Origin of the sequence: Streptomyces sp. NPDC017943 (assembly GCF_044328425.1) — a bacterium.
GTDB lineage: Bacteria > Actinomycetota > Actinomycetes > Streptomycetales > Streptomycetaceae > Streptomyces > Streptomyces djakartensis_A.
Genome location: NZ_JBIRHH010000004.1, coordinates 378,390 through 393,195, shown reverse-complemented (window position 1 = coordinate 393,195; position 14,806 = coordinate 378,390). Strand labels below are relative to the sequence as shown.

Genomic DNA, 14,806 nt, shown 5'->3' with positions numbered 1-14,806 from the left:
AGACGAGGCACCGAGGAGTGGGGTTGTAAAGAAACGGCAAAGCCGCCCGCGGGGGGCGGGCGGCTCGCGGGTGGTGCCGACGGCTCAGCGCGGGGTCGTGCCGAGGAGGTCGTGCCTCTCGTTGACGCCGTTGCGGAGTTCGGTGAGGGTCGTGCCCGTGGGGGCCTTGCTCGGGGTGACGGGCGGCGGCTGGGTCTCGTCCGCGCAGGTCGTGCTGCGGGGCGGGACGGTGCCGTCGACGAGGTAGCCCGTCACGGCGTCCGTGGCGCAGGCGCTGCGGCCGAACGCGGTGTGCCCCTCGGCCCGGAACGTCAGCAGCCGGCCGTTGTCGAGCTGCCGGGACAGGGCCACGGCGTCCTGGTACGGGGTGTCCGGGTCACCGGTGGTGCCGAGGACCAGCAGGGGCGCGGACCCCTCGGCCCGGAAGGACCCGGCGTAGCGGCTGGGCTTGTCGCCGGTCCACTGGGCGCACGTGGTGGCGTGCTGGTGGTCGTAGAGCGGCGGGCCGTAGGCGAGGGCCGGACCCAGCAGCGGGGCCGCCTCGGCGTTGCGGGTGACCTGCCGCTTCAGCCGGGCCGGGCTGCGCGGGTAGTCCTTGTCGACGCACTCGACCGCGATGTTCGGGTTGAGGAAGTCGTAGCTGGCCGGGGACGGGGGCCGCAGCAGGAACGACGTGGTGTCCCGCTGCTGGGCCTTGCGCAGCGCCTCGCCGAGGGAGGGCCAGATGACCTTGCCCTCGTTGATGTTGAACATCAGGCGGTAGACGACGGTGTAGCCGTTGGCCTGGCCGCCGTTGGCGGTCGGCACGGGGTTCGCGTCGAGGTCGGCCTTGAGCTTCTCGAAAGCGGCCCGCGGGTCGCCGTCGCCGAAGCCGCAGGTGGCCTGGTCGGTGCGGCACCAGTCGAGGAAGCGGCCCATCGCGCCGTCCAGGGCCAGGTACTGGGGGCGGTCGTAGGCGTAGGGCCGGTGCGCGTAGTGCCGCGGGTCGTAGGCGCCGTCGAGCACCAGGGCGCGGACCCGCTCGGGGAACATCGCCGCGTAGACGGTGCCGATGTAGCTGCCGAACGAGCGCCCGTAGTAGGTGAGTTGCTCCTCGCCCAGGGCCTGGCGCAGCAGGTCGATGTCGCGGGCGACGTACCCGGTGCCGATGTACGGCCGCAGGTCGCCCGCCCGGTCCTGGCAGGCCCGGTCGAACGCGGCGCCCTGGCGCACGGCCTCCTCGTAGGCGTCCGGTCCGGGCGCGCCCTTGGCGGCCCTGATGGCGGCGGTGTACGTCGCGTCGTCCCAGCACTCCACCTGCGCACTGCGGGCGACGCCCCGTACGTCGTACCCGAAGACGTCGAAGGAGTCCTTCAACCGGCCCGGCAGGTCGGCGTAGTTGTTGCGGACGAAGTCGACACCCGAGTTGCCCGGCCCTCCCGGCTGGAGGAACAGGGTGCCCTTCTTCAGGCCCTGGTCGGGGGCCTTCTTGCGGATCACCGCGAGGGTGAGCTTCCTGCCCTGCGGATCCCGGTAGTCCAGGGGCACTTCGGCGTTCGCGCACTCGAAGCCGCCCTGGCAGTCGGACCAGGTCAGGTTCGGTACGGCGGGCTGCGCCGGTGCCGGGTCCGGCTGAGCGGCCGTCGCCTGGACCCCGCTCCCGGCGACGACGAAGGCGGCCGCGGCGGCCAGGGCGATCCTGAGGCGCGGGACGCGTCTGCGTCCCCCGGGGCCGAAGCGGCCCGTCATGTGGTCGTGTGTGGTCACTCTTCCTGTTCCCCCTCGGACGGACGCGCCTGCGGGCACGTCCGGATGCCGACGTGTTTCCGCCGCATGTCTAGCCCAATCCGAGACGGACCGCGACCGGATCCGGCGACTCCTGTGCGCTATCTGCACAGCGCCTGACCGGAGTTGAGCCGCCGGTCACCCGCGGAGGGACGAACTCCGACCGCCGAAGCGGTCGGTGGCCTCCAGCACGGCCCGGGCCGTGCCGCCGCCGGACAGGCCGTGCCCCTCGCCGCCGATCAGCACCAGCTCGGCGTCCGGCCAGACCTGCGCCAGCCGCCAGGCGACGTCGGCCGGCCCGCTGATGTCCAGCCGGCCGTGGATCAGCACACCGGGGATGCCGGCGAGCCTCCCCGCGTCGCGCAGGAGCACTCCGTCGTCCAGGAACGCGGCGTGCCGCCAGTAGTGCGTGACGAGCCGGGCGAAGCGCATCCGGAAACGCGGGTCCTCGAAGCGGGGGTCGGGCCGGTGCCCGGGGTCGGTGGACACGTGCACGTCCTCCCATCGGCACCACTCCCGCGCGGCCCGTTCCCGTACGGCGGGGTCGGGGTCGGCGAGCATCCGGGCGTAGGCGTCCACCAGGCTGCCGTCGCGCTCCGCCGCGGGGACGGCGTCCCGGAACCGGGCCCACTCGGCGGGGAAGATGCGCCCCATGTCCCGTGTCACCCACTCCACTTCACGGCGGGTGGTGTTCGTGACGCTGAACAGCACCATCTCGGAGACGGCGCCCGGGTGCCGCTGGGCATAGGCGAGGGCGAGGGTCACGCCCCAGGAGCCGCCGAGGACGAGCCAGGTGTCGATGCCGAGGTGACGGCGCAGCCGCTCGATGTCGGCGACGAGGTGGGGCGTGGTGTTGGTGGCGAGCGAGGTCGCCGGGTCGGCGGCGTCGGGGGTGCTGCGGCCGCAGCCGCGCTGGTCGAACAGCACGATCCGGTACGTCCGCGGGTCGAACAGCCGGCGCCAGAACGGCCCGGCCCCCGATCCGGGCCCGCCGTGCAGCACCAGGGCGGGCTTGCCCGCCGGGTTGCCGCACGTCTCCCAGTGGACGAGGTTGCCGTCGCCGACGTCGAGCATGCCCTGCTCGTACGGCTCGACGAAAGGATGGAGCTCCCCGCTCATGCCTTTCCCCCTCCGCCCGGCCGCAGATCTGACAGCGCTGTTACATTAACAGCATGACCGGTCACCCCGACCCCTCCGCCGTCGGCACGCTGCTGCGCCATGTCCTGGAACTGCTCGACGGCGGCGTGGCCGAGGTCTACGCGGAGCAGGGCGTTCCCGAGTACCGCCCTCGCTTCTCCCCGGCGGTCCGAGCCCTGGTGAGCGAAGGCCCGCTGTCCGTGGGGGACTTGGCGGGAGCGATGGGCGTCACGCACTCGGCGGCGAGCCAGACGGCCGCGCAGATGACCCGGGCGGGCCTGGTCACCCACACCCCGGACCCCTCCGACGCGCGCCGCCGGCTGGTCGTCCTCACCGCCAAAGCCCGGGAACTCCTGCCGCGGATCGAGGAGGAGTGGGAGGCGACGAGGGCGGCGATGGCGGAACTGGACGCGGAACTGTCCGTACCGCTGGCCCGGGTGCTGACGGAGACGGTGGAGGCGGTGACCCGCCGCCCGCTCCGCGAGCGCCTCGCCTCCGCCCGGGAGCGGCGCGGGTGACCCGGCGCCTGCCGTTCGGAGCACCCCGGTGCCGCGGGGCCGGCCCCACCCACTTTTTTGTGCGTACTGGGCAGCGTGCGGCCGTCCGGGGAAGCTGGTGAGGGGCGTCCGGAGGCAGGGGCGACACGATCGGGGAAGGAGGCGGACACCGCTCAGGCAACCGGCCGGCCGGAGCCGGTGAGCCGCTCCAGGCGGCGGTGGCCCCAGTCGGCCAACGGGGCCAGCGCCTCGGAGAGTTCGCGGCCGAACCCGGTCAGGGAGTAGACGGTCTTCGGCGGCAGCACGTCGTACACCTGCCGGTGCACCAGTTCGTCCGCCTCCATCTCCCGCAGCGCCTCGGTCAGCACCTTCTCGGTGAGGCCGGGCAGCTTCCGGCGCAGTTCCGCGGGCCGGTGCGGGCCTGACTCCAGCAGCCACAGCAGGGCCGTCTTCCACTTGCCGTCGATCACCCCGATCGCGGCGGTCACTCCGCACACGTCCGTGTCCTGGCGTCGTCGCGTCATCCGGACCCCGTCTCCCGTTCGTTCCGTTCCGTGATTCCCGAGGAGTTCCTCCGTGTCCACGTACAGCACGTCCGCCTCCCCCGCGCATTCCGGCGCCCGGCCCGATGCCCCCGCCGCCGTCACGGTCCTCGGTCTCGGGCCGATGGGCCGGGCCCTGGCCGGGGCGTTCCTGGCCGCGGGTCTGCGCACCACGGTCTGGAACCGCACCCCGGGCCGGGACAAGGACCTCGTCGAGCGGGGCGCGCAGGGTGCCGCGTCAGTGGCGGAGGCGGTGGCGGCCAGTGCCGTGACCATCGTCTGCGTGGTGAACTACGACGCCGCCGACGCCGTCCTGCGCCAGGCCGGGGCCGCCGCCGCGCTCCGGGGCCGTACGGTCGTGAACCTGACCGCCGACACCCCGGCCCGGGCCCGCGACACCGCCGCCTGGGCCGCCGCCCACGGCATCCGCTACCTCGACGGCGCGATCATGACGCCGACCGACACCATCGGCACGGCCGACGCGGTCCTGCTGTACAGCGGACCGTCGGACCTCTACGAGGAAACGGCCCCCGTGCGGCGGGCGCTGGGCGGCAGCCACACGCATCTCGGTGAGGACGTGGGCCGGGCCGCCGCCTACGACATCGCCCTGCTGGACATCTTCTGGACGGCGATGGCGGGGTACGCGCACGCGGTGGCGGTGGCCCGGGCGGAGGGCGTCACCGCGGGCGAACTCGCGCCGTTCGCGCAGGGGATCGGCGCGATCCTGCCGCCGGTGTTCGCGCAGACCGCCGCGGACGCCGACGCCGGCACGTACAGCGGCGAGGGCAACCCGCTGACCTCCGCCGTGTCGTCGATGGCCCACATCGTGCACGTCTCCGAGTCGCACGGCATCGACGCGGGCGTCATGCGCGCGGCCGAGGGCATGGCCCGCCGCGCGGTCGGTCTCGGCCACGGCGAGGACGGCTTCCTCCGCATCGCGGAGGTCATCGGCCGCCGATGACGGCGGAGCCGCCTTCCCCTCTGTGAACGCCCGGCGGCTGTGCGACCGGCGCGAGAACGCCACCGAGCGGACCGGACCGACCAGGCGACGACGGCACCCGGGCCCTCGCCGTCACAGGGACCGACCGCCTCCCGGCCGCCTCCGGCCGGCCCACGGCCGAGGGTTCCCTGGCCGGGGTCCGGCGGCCTGCCCGGGCCCCGGTCGGCGTTCAGGGAGCGGACCCGTGACGGCGGTCGGCTCCCGGACGTGTCCGGCCGGTCCACGGCCGAGGGTGACCCGGTCGGGGTCGGGACGGCCCGGCCCTGGGCCCGGTCGGCATGCGGCGGCTCGGCCCGGCGGCCGATCCGCGTCACGCGCGAGCCGCCCGGGTGCCCGGGCGGCTCATCGGCCGGGGCCGGTGTCAGCGGCGGCGGCGGCGGGTCGGGCCGCCGCGGCGGGGGCCCTGGCCGGAGCCCGTGCGGGCGGGGCGGTTCTCGGCGGGCGGCGGGGTGAGGACGACCGGCACGCCGGACGGCTCCCGCGCGCCGGTGATGCGGCTGAGCTCGGCCTCGTCCGGACGGACCCGCGTGACCTGCGGGGCGATGCCCGCGTCGGCCATCAGCCGGTTCATCTCGCGCCGCTGGTGCGGCAGGACCAGCGTCACGACCGTGCCGGACTCACCGGCCCGGGCCGTGCGGCCGCCCCGGTGCAGGTAGTCCTTGTGGTCGCCGGGCGGGTCGACGTTGACGACCAGGTCGAGGTTGTCGACGTGGATGCCGCGCGCCGCCACGTTGGTCGCCACCAGGACCGTGACGTGCCCGTCCTTGAAGCGCTCCAGGGTCTTGGTGCGCTGGGACTGGGTCTTGCCGCCGTGCAGCGCCGAGGCGCGCACGCCGACCGCCAGCAGCTTCTTCGCCAGCCGGTCGGCGGCGTGCTTGGTGTCCAGGAACATGATCACCCGGCCGTCGCGGGCGGCGATCCGGGTCGTCGTGGCGTGCTTGTCGTCGTCCTCCACGTGCAGCAGGTGGTGCTCCATCGTGCTGACCGCGCCCGCGGACGGGTCGACCGAGTGCACCACCGGGTCGTGCAGGTAGGTCCGGACCAGCTTGTCGACGTTGCGGTCCAGGGTGGCCGAGAACAGCATCCGCTGGCCCCCGGGGCGCACCTGGTCCAGCAGCGCGGTGACCTGCGGCATGAAGCCCATGTCGGTCATCTGGTCGGCCTCGTCCAGGACGGTCGTGCCGACCTGGTCCAGCCGGCAGTCGCCCCGGTCCAGGAGGTCCTTCAGGCGACCGGGCGTGGCGACGACGACCTCGGCGCCGGAGCGCAGGGCGTGCGCCTGCCGGCCGATCGACAGACCGCCGACCACCGTGGCGAGCCGCAGGCGCAGCGCGCGGGCGAACGGGGTGAGGGCGTCGGTGACCTGCTGGGCCAGTTCCCGCGTGGGCACCAGGACGAGCGCCAGCGGCTGGCGCGGCTCGGCGCGCCGGCCGTCGAGCCGGGCCAGCAGGGCCAGGCCGAAGGCCAGCGTCTTGCCGGAGCCGGTGCGGCCGCGGCCCAGGACGTCCCGGCCGGCCAGCGAGTTCGGCAGGGTCGCCGCCTGGATGGGGAACGGCTCGGTCATGCCCTCGGCGGCCAGAGCGGTGAGCAGCGGCGCGGGCAGGTCGAGGTCGGCGAACGCCTCGACGGCCGGGAGCGCCGGGGTGACGGTGACGGGCGGGGCGAACTCCCGGCCGGCGGCCGGGCGGCGGCCACCGCCGCCGGAGCGGGGCGCGGGGGCGCGGCCCGTGTTCTTGCGGGTGCGGTGCCCGTGGTCCCGGGAGCGGGAGGGGTTGTTCCTGCGAGCGGTGCGGTCCATGGAAGGCCTTCCTCGATGCGGCACGTATCGGGGAATGCGCGACGGCGCCTGAGGGCCGCGGATTCGCAAGAGCGAGCCGGAACGGACGGAAAAGAACCGGGGCCCGCACCGCAGGGGTGCGGGCCCCGGTCAGGGCATGCGCGTCAGCGTCAGGCGGGAACGATGTTCTCGGCCTGCGGGCCCTTCTGGCCCTGCGTGACGTCGAAGGTCACCTTCTGGCCTTCCTGGAGCTCACGGAAGCCCGAGGTGGCGATGTTCGAGTAGTGGGCGAAGACGTCGGGGCCGCCACCCTCCTGCTCGATGAAGCCGAAGCCCTTTTCCGAGTTGAACCACTTCACGGTGCCGGTAGCCATAGGAATCTCCCTTGAGGGGCAGTACTCAGATCCGCACCTCGCGGACCCGTAGTCGCCGAAATGATCACCCTGTGGAGAGATCCGAAAATCCTCGGAAACAAAAAGAGTGCTCGTCGACGGAGGTCGAAAGAGCACTCGAAGTCTCTGGGAACCAAAACTGCAACGCCATCGAAGGTAGCACAGGCGTCGGCACATGGCCCGGGTTTGTCGTACCCGAGGCTGATCCGCAGCCCCGCCCCTACTGCGTTTCGAGTACCGCGGATTGTCGGCAGCCGCACGACGACGGGACGGCGGGCGAGCGGACAGGCTGGGCGGACGATCGACACCGGATGTGGAGACCCTCTGCCGTGGCTGAATTCCTGTATCGCGTGGGCCGTCTGGCCTTCCGGCGACGCTGGTCCGTCGTCCTGGTCTGGGCGGCCGTCCTGGCCGCCGTCGGACTGGGCGCCCTGAAGGCGCCGGGGCCCGCCGAGGAGGAGTTCTCGATGCCCGGCATCGAGTCCCAGCAGGCCTACGACCTGCTGGAGGAGCGCTTCCCCGGCACGACGGCCGACGGCGCGACCGCCCGGGTGGTGTTCATCGCCCCGGGCGGGGAGAAGGTGACCGCCGCCGAGCACCGGCAGGCCGTCGAGAAGGCCGTACGGGATCTCGGCGACGGCGCCCAGGTCGCGAGCGCCGTCGACCCGTTCCGGGCGAAGACGGTCAGCCGGGACGGCTCGACCGCCTTCGCGACCGTCACCTACGAGGTCGGGGCGGGGAACCTCACCGACGCCAGCCGCGCCCAGCTGGAACGGGCCGTCGAGCGGGCACGGGACTCGGGGCTGACCGTGGAGGCCGGCGGCGACGCGCTCGCCACCGAGGGCGGGCCGGGCGGCTCCGCCGAGGTGATCGGCGTCGCCATCGCCGCCGTCGTGCTCCTCGTCACCTTCGGCTCCCTGGCCGCCGCGGGGCTGCCGCTGCTGACCGCCGTCGCCGGTGTCGGCGTCAGCATGGCCACGATCCTCGCCCTGTCCGACGCCCTGGGTCTGTCCACCACGACCGGGACCCTGGCGATGATGCTGGGGCTGGCCGTCGGCATCGACTACGCCCTGTTCGTCGTCTCCCGCTACCGCGAGGAACGCGCCCGGGGGCGCGCCCCGCAGGAGGCCGCCGCGACCGCCGTCGGAACGGCCGGCTCCGCCGTGGTGTTCGCCGGTCTGACCGTCGTCATCGCCCTGGCCGGGCTGGCGGTGGTCGGCATCCCGATGCTCACCAGGATGGGACTGGCCGCCGCGGGCGCGGTCGTCGTCGGCGTGCTGGTCGCCCTGACCCTCGTCCCGGCGTTCCTCGGCCTGTGGCCCGACGCCGTGCTGAGCAGGCGCTCCCGCCGCGGCGGCCGCACCGGGCAGGACGGCCGGGCGAACGGCGGCACCCGCTGGGCCTCCCTGGTGCTGCGCCGGCCGATACCCGTGCTGCTCCTCGGCGTCGTGGGCCTCGGCGCGCTCGCCCTGCCCGCGGCCGATCTGCAGCTGGGCATGCCCGGCGACGAGGCCAAGCCCACCTCGGCCACCGAGCGACGGGCCTACGACGCGCTCGCCGAGGGCTTCGGGCCGGGCTTCAACGGGCCGCTGACCGTCGTCGTGGACGCCCGGGACGCCGCCGACCCCCAGGGCGCCGCCGCCAGGGTCGCCCGGGAGATCGGCTCCACCGAGGGCGTGGTGACCGTCTCGCCGGCCCGGTTCGACCGGAGCGGGGACACCGCCGTCCTCTCGGTGGTGCCCGCCACCGCGCCCACCGACCCGAGGACCGAGGACCTGGTGACGACGATCCGGGACGAGCGCCCCGGCATCGAGTCCGCCACCGGCGCGAGCTACGAGATCACCGGGACCACCGCCATGAACATCGACATCGCGGCGAAGGTGCAGGCCGCGCTGGTGCCGTACCTGGTGGTCGTGGTCGGTCTGGCCATCGTGCTGCTGATGGTGGTCTTCCGGTCCCTGCTCGTCCCGCTGAAGGCGGCGGTGGGCTTCCTGCTGTCGGTGCTGGCCTCCCTCGGCGCGGTCGTCGTGGTGTTCCAGCAGGGGCACGGCGCCGGGCTCCTCGGCGTGGAGCAGACCGGCCCGATCATGAGCCTGATGCCGATCTTCCTGGTGGGCATCGTCTTCGGCCTGGCGATGGACTACGAGGTGTTCCTCGTCTCACGGATGCGGGAGGCGTACGTGCACGGCGCCTCGCCCGGCCGGGCCGTCACGACCGGCTTCCGGCACAGCGCCCGGGTGGTCGTGGCCGCGGCCCTCATCATGATCGCGGTGTTCGCCGGGTTCGTCGGCGAGAGCGACTCCATGATCAAGATGATCGGTTTCGGGCTCGCCTCGGCCGTCCTCTTCGACGCCTTCGTGGTCCGCATGGCGATCGTGCCGGCCGTCCTGGCCCTGCTCGGCGACAAGGCGTGGTGGCTGCCGGCGTGGCTGGACCGGATCCTGCCCCGCGTCGACGTGGAGGGCGAGGCCCTCGGCCGGGCGCCCGCCGGACCGGCCGCGGACAGCGCGCCGGAACCGGAGCCGGCCCGCACCTGAGGCGGACCGGCCGCTCCTCGGGCCCTGCCCGGACCGCCCGTGGCGAAGGACACGGGCGGTCACCGGGCGGGCGCGCCCGCGGGCGGCCACGATGGTCGTCGGCCCACCCACCCGGAGAACCCCATGATCCTCACCCCGGAGCGGCGCTACGCGGATCGCCTCGGCGAGTTCACCGACCGCCACGCCTTCCTCGTCGACCTGACGACGGTGCTCGCGCTGATGGGCTGCGCCGCGTACGGCGGCTCGCTCACCCTGCCGGGCACGAACCCGCCGGACCGGGACGAGGCCGCCACCGTCCTCATGGTCGTCTCCTGCCTCGCCCTGCTGAAGCACCGCGCCTACCCGCGCACCGGCGTCGTCGTCACCACGCTGTGCACGGTCGTCGCGGTCGCCTTCGGCTACCTGATCACCCCGCTGCTGCTGGCGCCGGTCATGGCGGCGCTGTACTGGCTGGCCGCCTCCACCGATGCGCGGACCACGCGCGCGTACGGCGTCACCACCCTCGTCGCGGTGATCGTGGCCGCCGTGTTCGCCGACTCCATGAACCACCTGTCGCTGCTGCTGCGGACCATCGGCCCGTTCTTCTGGCTGATGCTGCCCCTCGCCGCCGGGCAGGGCACCCAGGCGCGACGCGCCCACCTCGCGTCCGTGCAGGCCCGGGCCGAGCACGCCGAACGCACCAGGGAGGAGGAGGCCCGGCTGCGCGTCACCGAGGAGCGGGTGCGCATCGCCCGGGAGCTGCACGACGTCGTCGCCCACCACATGGCCCTGGCCAACGCCCAGGCCGGCACCGCCGCACACCTGGCCCGCACCCACCCCGAGCAGACCCGCAAAATCCTCACCGACCTGACCGGTACGACGTCCTCCGCGCTGCGGGAGCTGAAGGCGGCCCTCGGCCTGCTGCGCGACGACGGCGAGACGTCCGGCCCGGCGGGCCTCGAACCGTCGCCGGGTCTGTCCCGGCTGCCCGAGCTGGTCTCCGCGTTCGAGTCGGCGGGCCTGCGCGTCACGGTCACCACCGACGGCGAGCCGCAGCCGCTGTCCCCGGGCGTGGACCTGACGGCGTACCGGATCGTGCAGGAGGCGCTCACCAACGTCAGCAAGCACGCCGCGGACGACGACGCCCACGTCCGCCTCGCCTACACCGGCTCCCGCCTGCTGATCACCGTCACCAACGAGGGCGCCGGGAGGCCGGAGGCCACGGGGCGCGGCTTCGGCCTGGTGGGGATGCGCGAACGGGCCCGGTCCATCGGCGGTGAACTGTGCGCGGGGCCCCGGCCCCAGGGCGGCTTCGAGGTGGCCACCGCGCTGCCGCTGCCACCCGCCGCCCGCCTCGTGGAAGGAACCACCCCCGCATGACCATCAGGGTGCTGCTCGCCGACGACCAGGCCCTGCTGCGGGCCACCTTCCGGATCCTCGTCGACTCCTGCCCCGACATGGAGGTGGTCGCCGAGGCCTCCGACGGGGCCGAGGCGGTCGAACTGGCGCGGGCCCACCGCCCGGACATCGTGCTGATGGACATCCGCATGCCGGGCACCGACGGGCTGACGGCGACCTCCGTGCTGTGCGCGGACCCGGAGCTGTCCGCGACCCGCGTCCTCATCCTGACCACCTTCGAGACGGAGGACTACGTCGCCCAGGCCCTGCGCGCCGGCGCCAGCGGCTTCCTCGGCAAGGACGTCACCGCCGACACCCTGCTGAGCGGCCTGCGCACGGTCGCCTCCGGCGAGGCCCTGCTGTCGCCCGGCGCGACCCGCTCCCTCATCACCCGCTTCCTCACCGCCCCCGCCCCCGGCACCCACCTGGCACCCCCCGAGCGCCTCGCCGACCTCACCACGCGCGAACGGGAGGTCATGGCCCTGGCCGCGGAGGGCCGCTCCAACGCCGAGATCGCCGACGACCTGACCGTCAGCCCGCTGACCGTGCGGACCCACATCCACCGCGCGATGACCAAACTCGGCGCCCGCGACCGCGCCCAGCTGGTCGTCATCGCCTACCAGACGGGCCTGGTCCGGGCGGCACCCCCGAACTGAGCGCTCCGGGGTCCACCCGTGGGCCGTCACCTGACGGCGCCGGGTCACGCGCCGGGTGCGCGGAAGACGACCTGACGGCGGGTGGCCTCGTCGATCTCGTCGAGGGAGAGGAGAGGGGTGGCCCGGGTGCGCAGGGCGCCGCTGGCCTTGACCGTGAGGCTGACGGCGGCCATGGAGACGGCGTCGGGGAAGTCCACGACGAGCACGACGTCGTCGCCCCCGAAGGTGAAGTACATCGCCTCGAGGCGGCCGCCGAGTCCGGTCACGACCTGCTCGACGGCGTCGCGCCGGCCGCTCGCGCCCTCCCGGAGCAGCCCCCTGGTGCCCTCGGACGTGTAGGTGGCCTGGATGAGGAACTTCGGCATGGGGGACCGTCCTGCCCGTCGAAGGTGCGGTACGCCCCACCTTTCCCCGTCCCCTCGCCGCCGCTCACCCCCCGACCCCGCAATTCACCCGCCGGCCCCTCATGGCCGGGCGCGGCGGCGCGCGCTACGGGACGAGGACGACCTTCCCGGCGACCGTGCCGGACTCGGCCAGTCGCAGGGCATCGGCCGCGCGGTCGAGCGGTAGCCGCGCGGCGATGTGCGCACCGACCTCGCCGCGTTCCAGCGCGGCGAACACCTGCGTGAGGTCGGCGTGCAGCCGGGCGCGGAAGCGGTTGCGGGACAGGGACCGCCCGGCCCAGACGTTGTAGAAGTACGCGCGGCGGCGGTTCGGCAGCGCGTTCCACAGCCACACCCGCCCGAGCAGCTTGAGCACGGGCCACTGCCTGGAGCCCTCGGCGTCCCGGGTGGAGGCGCTGCCGTAGGAGACGAGCGTGCCGCCGGGGGCGAGGAGCCGCCAGGAGTCGACGATGCCGCGGCCGCCGACATGGTCGAAGACCGCGTCGACGCCGTCGGGGGCCAGGGCGCGGATCCGGGCGGCGAGGTCGCCGGCGCGGTAGTCGACGGGCACCACCGCCTGGGCGCGCAGGGCCTCGTGGTGGCGGGGGGACGCCGTGCCGATCACCCGGGCTCCCGCCGCCAGGGCGAGCTGGACCAGCACCGAGCCGACGCCCCCGTTCGCCCCGTGGACGACGACGGTGTGGCCGGGCCGCACGCGGGCCTTGCGGTGCAGCATCTGCCAGGCGGTGACGCCGTTGACGACCAGGGTCTCCGCCTCCGCCGCCCCGATCCCGTCGGGCACCGGCACCGCGTCGGCCGCGTCCACCAGGACGTGGCTCGCCCAGCCGCCGACCTTGACCAGGGCGGCGACCCGGGTGCCGGCCAGCGCCGGATCGACGCCCTCGCCGGCCGTCAGGACCGTGCCGACGAGGTCGTAGCCCGGCACGAACGGGAACGGGGGCTGGTCGTAGTAGCGGCCGCGCCGCATCTGCTGCTCGGCGAAGGAGACGCCGGTCGCCTCCGTGCGGACCAGGACCTGCCCGGGGCCGGGGACGGGCACGGGACCGCGCCTCATGGCCAGTCCCTCGGGTTCGACCTTGCCCGGCAGGACGATCTCGACGAGTTCCTCGGTGGGGTTCATGACGGCCTCCGTGCGGCGCCTCGGATCTGAGGTGAGCTATTGCTTCTCGTGTTCGTTATAGGTTGTAACTCAGGCGTGGAGTGAGTGTCAATAACGAGAGTGATAGCCTCTAACCATGACGGAGGCAGAGAAGGGCACGACGCCCCGCGAGCGGTACCGCGCCCAGGTCCGGGCGGAGATCAAGCAGCGCGCGTGGGAGCAGATCGCCACGGCGGGGGCGTCCGCGCTCTCCCTGAACGCGATCGCCAAGCAGATGGGCATGAGCGGCCCGGCCCTCTACCGCTACTTCGGCGGCCGGGACGAACTGATCACCGAGCTCGTCCGTGACGCCTACCGCAGCCTCGCCGACACGATCGGCGGAGCCGCCGCCGACGGGGGCGCCGACGTGGCCGTCCTCGCCCACGCCCTGCGCGAGTGGGCCCTGACCGACCCCCAGCGCTACTTCCTCGTCTACGGCACGCCGATCCCCGGCTACCACGCGCCCGACGACATCACAGCGATCGCCTCCGAGGTCATGGCGACGCTGCTCGACGCCTGCGCGAAGCTGCCGGGGGACGGCCCGGGCACCTCCTTCGACGCCCACCTCGCCGGCCACCGCGACTGGGCCGCCGACCACCCCGCCCCGCCCGCCGTCCTCCACCGCGCCCTGACCTTCTGGACCCGCCTGCACGGCGTCCTCTCCCTCGAACTGGCAGGCCACTTCACGGGCATGGGCTTCGACCCGGCCCGCCTCTACGAGGCCGAACTCGACGCCCTCACCGAAGGGTCGTCCTCCGACGGCACCGCCTGACCGGCGCCCCCGGCGGGTGGGGCCGGCGGCAGGGAAGACGGGGGGAACGTTGCCGGGATCGGGCAATGTCCGCCGCCGCGCCGGCGTGTGAGCATGCGTTCACCACGGGGGAGCGGGCAGGGACCGCACGGGGAGGCGGTGAGAACGCATGGCCTGGTTTCTGGGTCTCGGTATCACGGGGGTCGTCCTCCTCGTGCTGTCCCTGGTCCTCGACGGAGTGCTCGAGGGCTTCCTCAGCGCCGTCGACGCCGTCGACGCACTCGACGGGCTGCTGTCGCTGCCGGTCGTCGCCGCCTTCGTCTCGATGCTCGGCTTCTCCGGGGCGATCGCGCTGGAGACGACCGGGTGGGGCGTGGCCGGTGCGATCGGAGTCGGGGTACCGGCCGGTGCCGTCACCGGCTGGCTCGCCTACCGCCTCGGGCGGGCGCTCATGGACGACCGGTCCGGCGCGGCACCGCGTGACGACGACCTGGTCGGCGTCTGCGGCTCCGTCGTGACCGCGATCCCGGCCGCCGGCTACGGCGAGGTGCTGGTCCGGCTGTCGGGGCAGCCCGTCAAGCTCGCGGCCCGCAGCGCGGTGCCGATCGCCCGCGGCGCCGAGGTGTGGGTCGAGCAGGCGCTGTCGTCGACCGCGGTGACCGTGCGCGTCGTCGAGCGGTAGACGGAGACGGGCCCGCTCGTCGGGCGCCGGACATCATCGGCCGGCCCGTCCGCAAGCCGGGACTCGCCGACCTCGGCCGGGGCGTCCCGTCCGTCGCCCCGCACCACCTGCCGCCGTGAGCCGCGGCACCGCCATCCCCACCGCTCATCGTC

At 74.1% G+C, this 14,806-nt stretch carries 14 protein-coding genes; 7 read left to right on the top strand and 7 right to left on the bottom strand.

Annotated elements, in window-relative coordinates; all coding sequences use genetic code 11:
* Positions 1-84: 84 nt before the first annotated feature.
* Both ACH4C6_RS15365 and pip read right to left on the bottom strand, forming a co-directional pair.
* Entirely contained in the window at positions 85-1,728 is a 1,644-nt protein-coding gene (locus ACH4C6_RS15365; RefSeq protein ID WP_398109350.1) for an alpha/beta hydrolase, read from the bottom strand.
* A gap of 174 nt (positions 1,729-1,902) precedes the next feature.
* Positions 1,903-2,883, bottom strand: coding sequence for a prolyl aminopeptidase (gene pip, locus ACH4C6_RS15360; RefSeq protein ID WP_398109065.1), 981 nt, complete (start codon positions 2,881-2,883; stop codon positions 1,903-1,905).
* Between the two features lie 53 nt (positions 2,884-2,936).
* Between pip and ACH4C6_RS15355 the strand changes: the two genes are divergently transcribed.
* Positions 2,937-3,419, top strand: a complete 483-nt coding sequence (locus ACH4C6_RS15355) for a MarR family winged helix-turn-helix transcriptional regulator (RefSeq protein ID WP_398109064.1) — start codon at positions 2,937-2,939, stop codon at positions 3,417-3,419.
* A 152-nt stretch (positions 3,420-3,571) separates the two neighbouring features.
* On the opposite strand, the gene ACH4C6_RS15350 is transcribed toward ACH4C6_RS15355, so the two are convergent.
* Positions 3,572-3,922: a winged helix-turn-helix transcriptional regulator gene (locus tag ACH4C6_RS15350; RefSeq protein ID WP_398109063.1), complete on the bottom strand. Its 351-nt coding sequence runs from the start codon at positions 3,920-3,922 to the stop codon at positions 3,572-3,574.
* A gap of 52 nt (positions 3,923-3,974) precedes the next feature.
* On the opposite strand from ACH4C6_RS15350, the gene ACH4C6_RS15345 reads away from it, so the two are divergent.
* Positions 3,975-4,901 carry an NAD(P)-binding domain-containing protein gene (locus ACH4C6_RS15345; protein WP_398109062.1) on the top strand — a complete coding sequence of 309 codons (927 nt, stop codon included), beginning with the start codon at positions 3,975-3,977 and terminating at the stop codon, positions 4,899-4,901.
* Between the two features lie 400 nt (positions 4,902-5,301).
* Here the strand turns inward: ACH4C6_RS15345 and ACH4C6_RS15340 are convergent, their stop codons facing one another.
* A complete protein-coding gene (locus ACH4C6_RS15340; RefSeq protein WP_398109061.1) occupies positions 5,302-6,738 on the bottom strand; it encodes a DEAD/DEAH box helicase in 1,437 nt (478 codons plus the stop codon).
* A 149-nt stretch (positions 6,739-6,887) separates the two neighbouring features.
* Positions 6,888-7,091: a cold-shock protein gene (locus tag ACH4C6_RS15335; protein WP_003991681.1), complete on the bottom strand. Its 204-nt coding sequence runs from the start codon at positions 7,089-7,091 to the stop codon at positions 6,888-6,890.
* Between the two features lie 347 nt (positions 7,092-7,438).
* Here ACH4C6_RS15335 and ACH4C6_RS15330 point away from each other — a divergent pair, with 347 nt between their 5' ends.
* From ACH4C6_RS15330 to ACH4C6_RS15320, 3 genes are all read left to right on the top strand, one after another.
* Positions 7,439-9,646: an MMPL family transporter gene (locus ACH4C6_RS15330; protein WP_398109060.1), complete on the top strand. Its 2,208-nt coding sequence runs from the start codon at positions 7,439-7,441 to the stop codon at positions 9,644-9,646.
* Positions 9,647-9,769: 123 nt separating this feature from the next.
* Entirely contained in the window at positions 9,770-11,005 is a 1,236-nt protein-coding gene (locus ACH4C6_RS15325) for a sensor histidine kinase (protein ID WP_398109059.1), read from the top strand.
* A complete protein-coding gene (locus ACH4C6_RS15320) occupies positions 11,002-11,679 on the top strand; it encodes a response regulator (RefSeq protein ID WP_398109058.1) in 678 nt (225 codons plus the stop codon). The genes ACH4C6_RS15325 and ACH4C6_RS15320 overlap by 4 nt, the downstream gene beginning before the upstream one ends.
* 44 nt (positions 11,680-11,723) lie before the next feature.
* On the opposite strand, the gene ACH4C6_RS15315 is transcribed toward ACH4C6_RS15320, so the two are convergent.
* On the bottom strand, positions 11,724-12,044 hold the full coding sequence (locus ACH4C6_RS15315) for a GYD domain-containing protein (RefSeq protein WP_398109057.1): 321 nt from the start codon (positions 12,042-12,044) through the stop codon (positions 11,724-11,726).
* A gap of 124 nt (positions 12,045-12,168) precedes the next feature.
* Positions 12,169-13,203, bottom strand: a complete 1,035-nt coding sequence (locus ACH4C6_RS15310) for a medium chain dehydrogenase/reductase family protein (protein ID WP_398109056.1) — start codon at positions 13,201-13,203, stop codon at positions 12,169-12,171.
* A 115-nt stretch (positions 13,204-13,318) separates the two neighbouring features.
* On the opposite strand from ACH4C6_RS15310, the gene ACH4C6_RS15305 reads away from it, so the two are divergent.
* Positions 13,319-13,993, top strand: a complete 675-nt coding sequence (locus ACH4C6_RS15305; RefSeq protein WP_398109055.1) for a TetR/AcrR family transcriptional regulator — start codon at positions 13,319-13,321, stop codon at positions 13,991-13,993.
* A 148-nt stretch (positions 13,994-14,141) separates the two neighbouring features.
* The gene (locus ACH4C6_RS15300) at positions 14,142-14,654 is read left to right on the top strand and encodes a hypothetical protein (RefSeq protein ID WP_398109054.1); all 513 of its coding nucleotides are present in this window, start codon (positions 14,142-14,144) and stop codon (positions 14,652-14,654) included.
* The last annotated feature ends 152 nt before the right edge of the window (positions 14,655-14,806 follow it).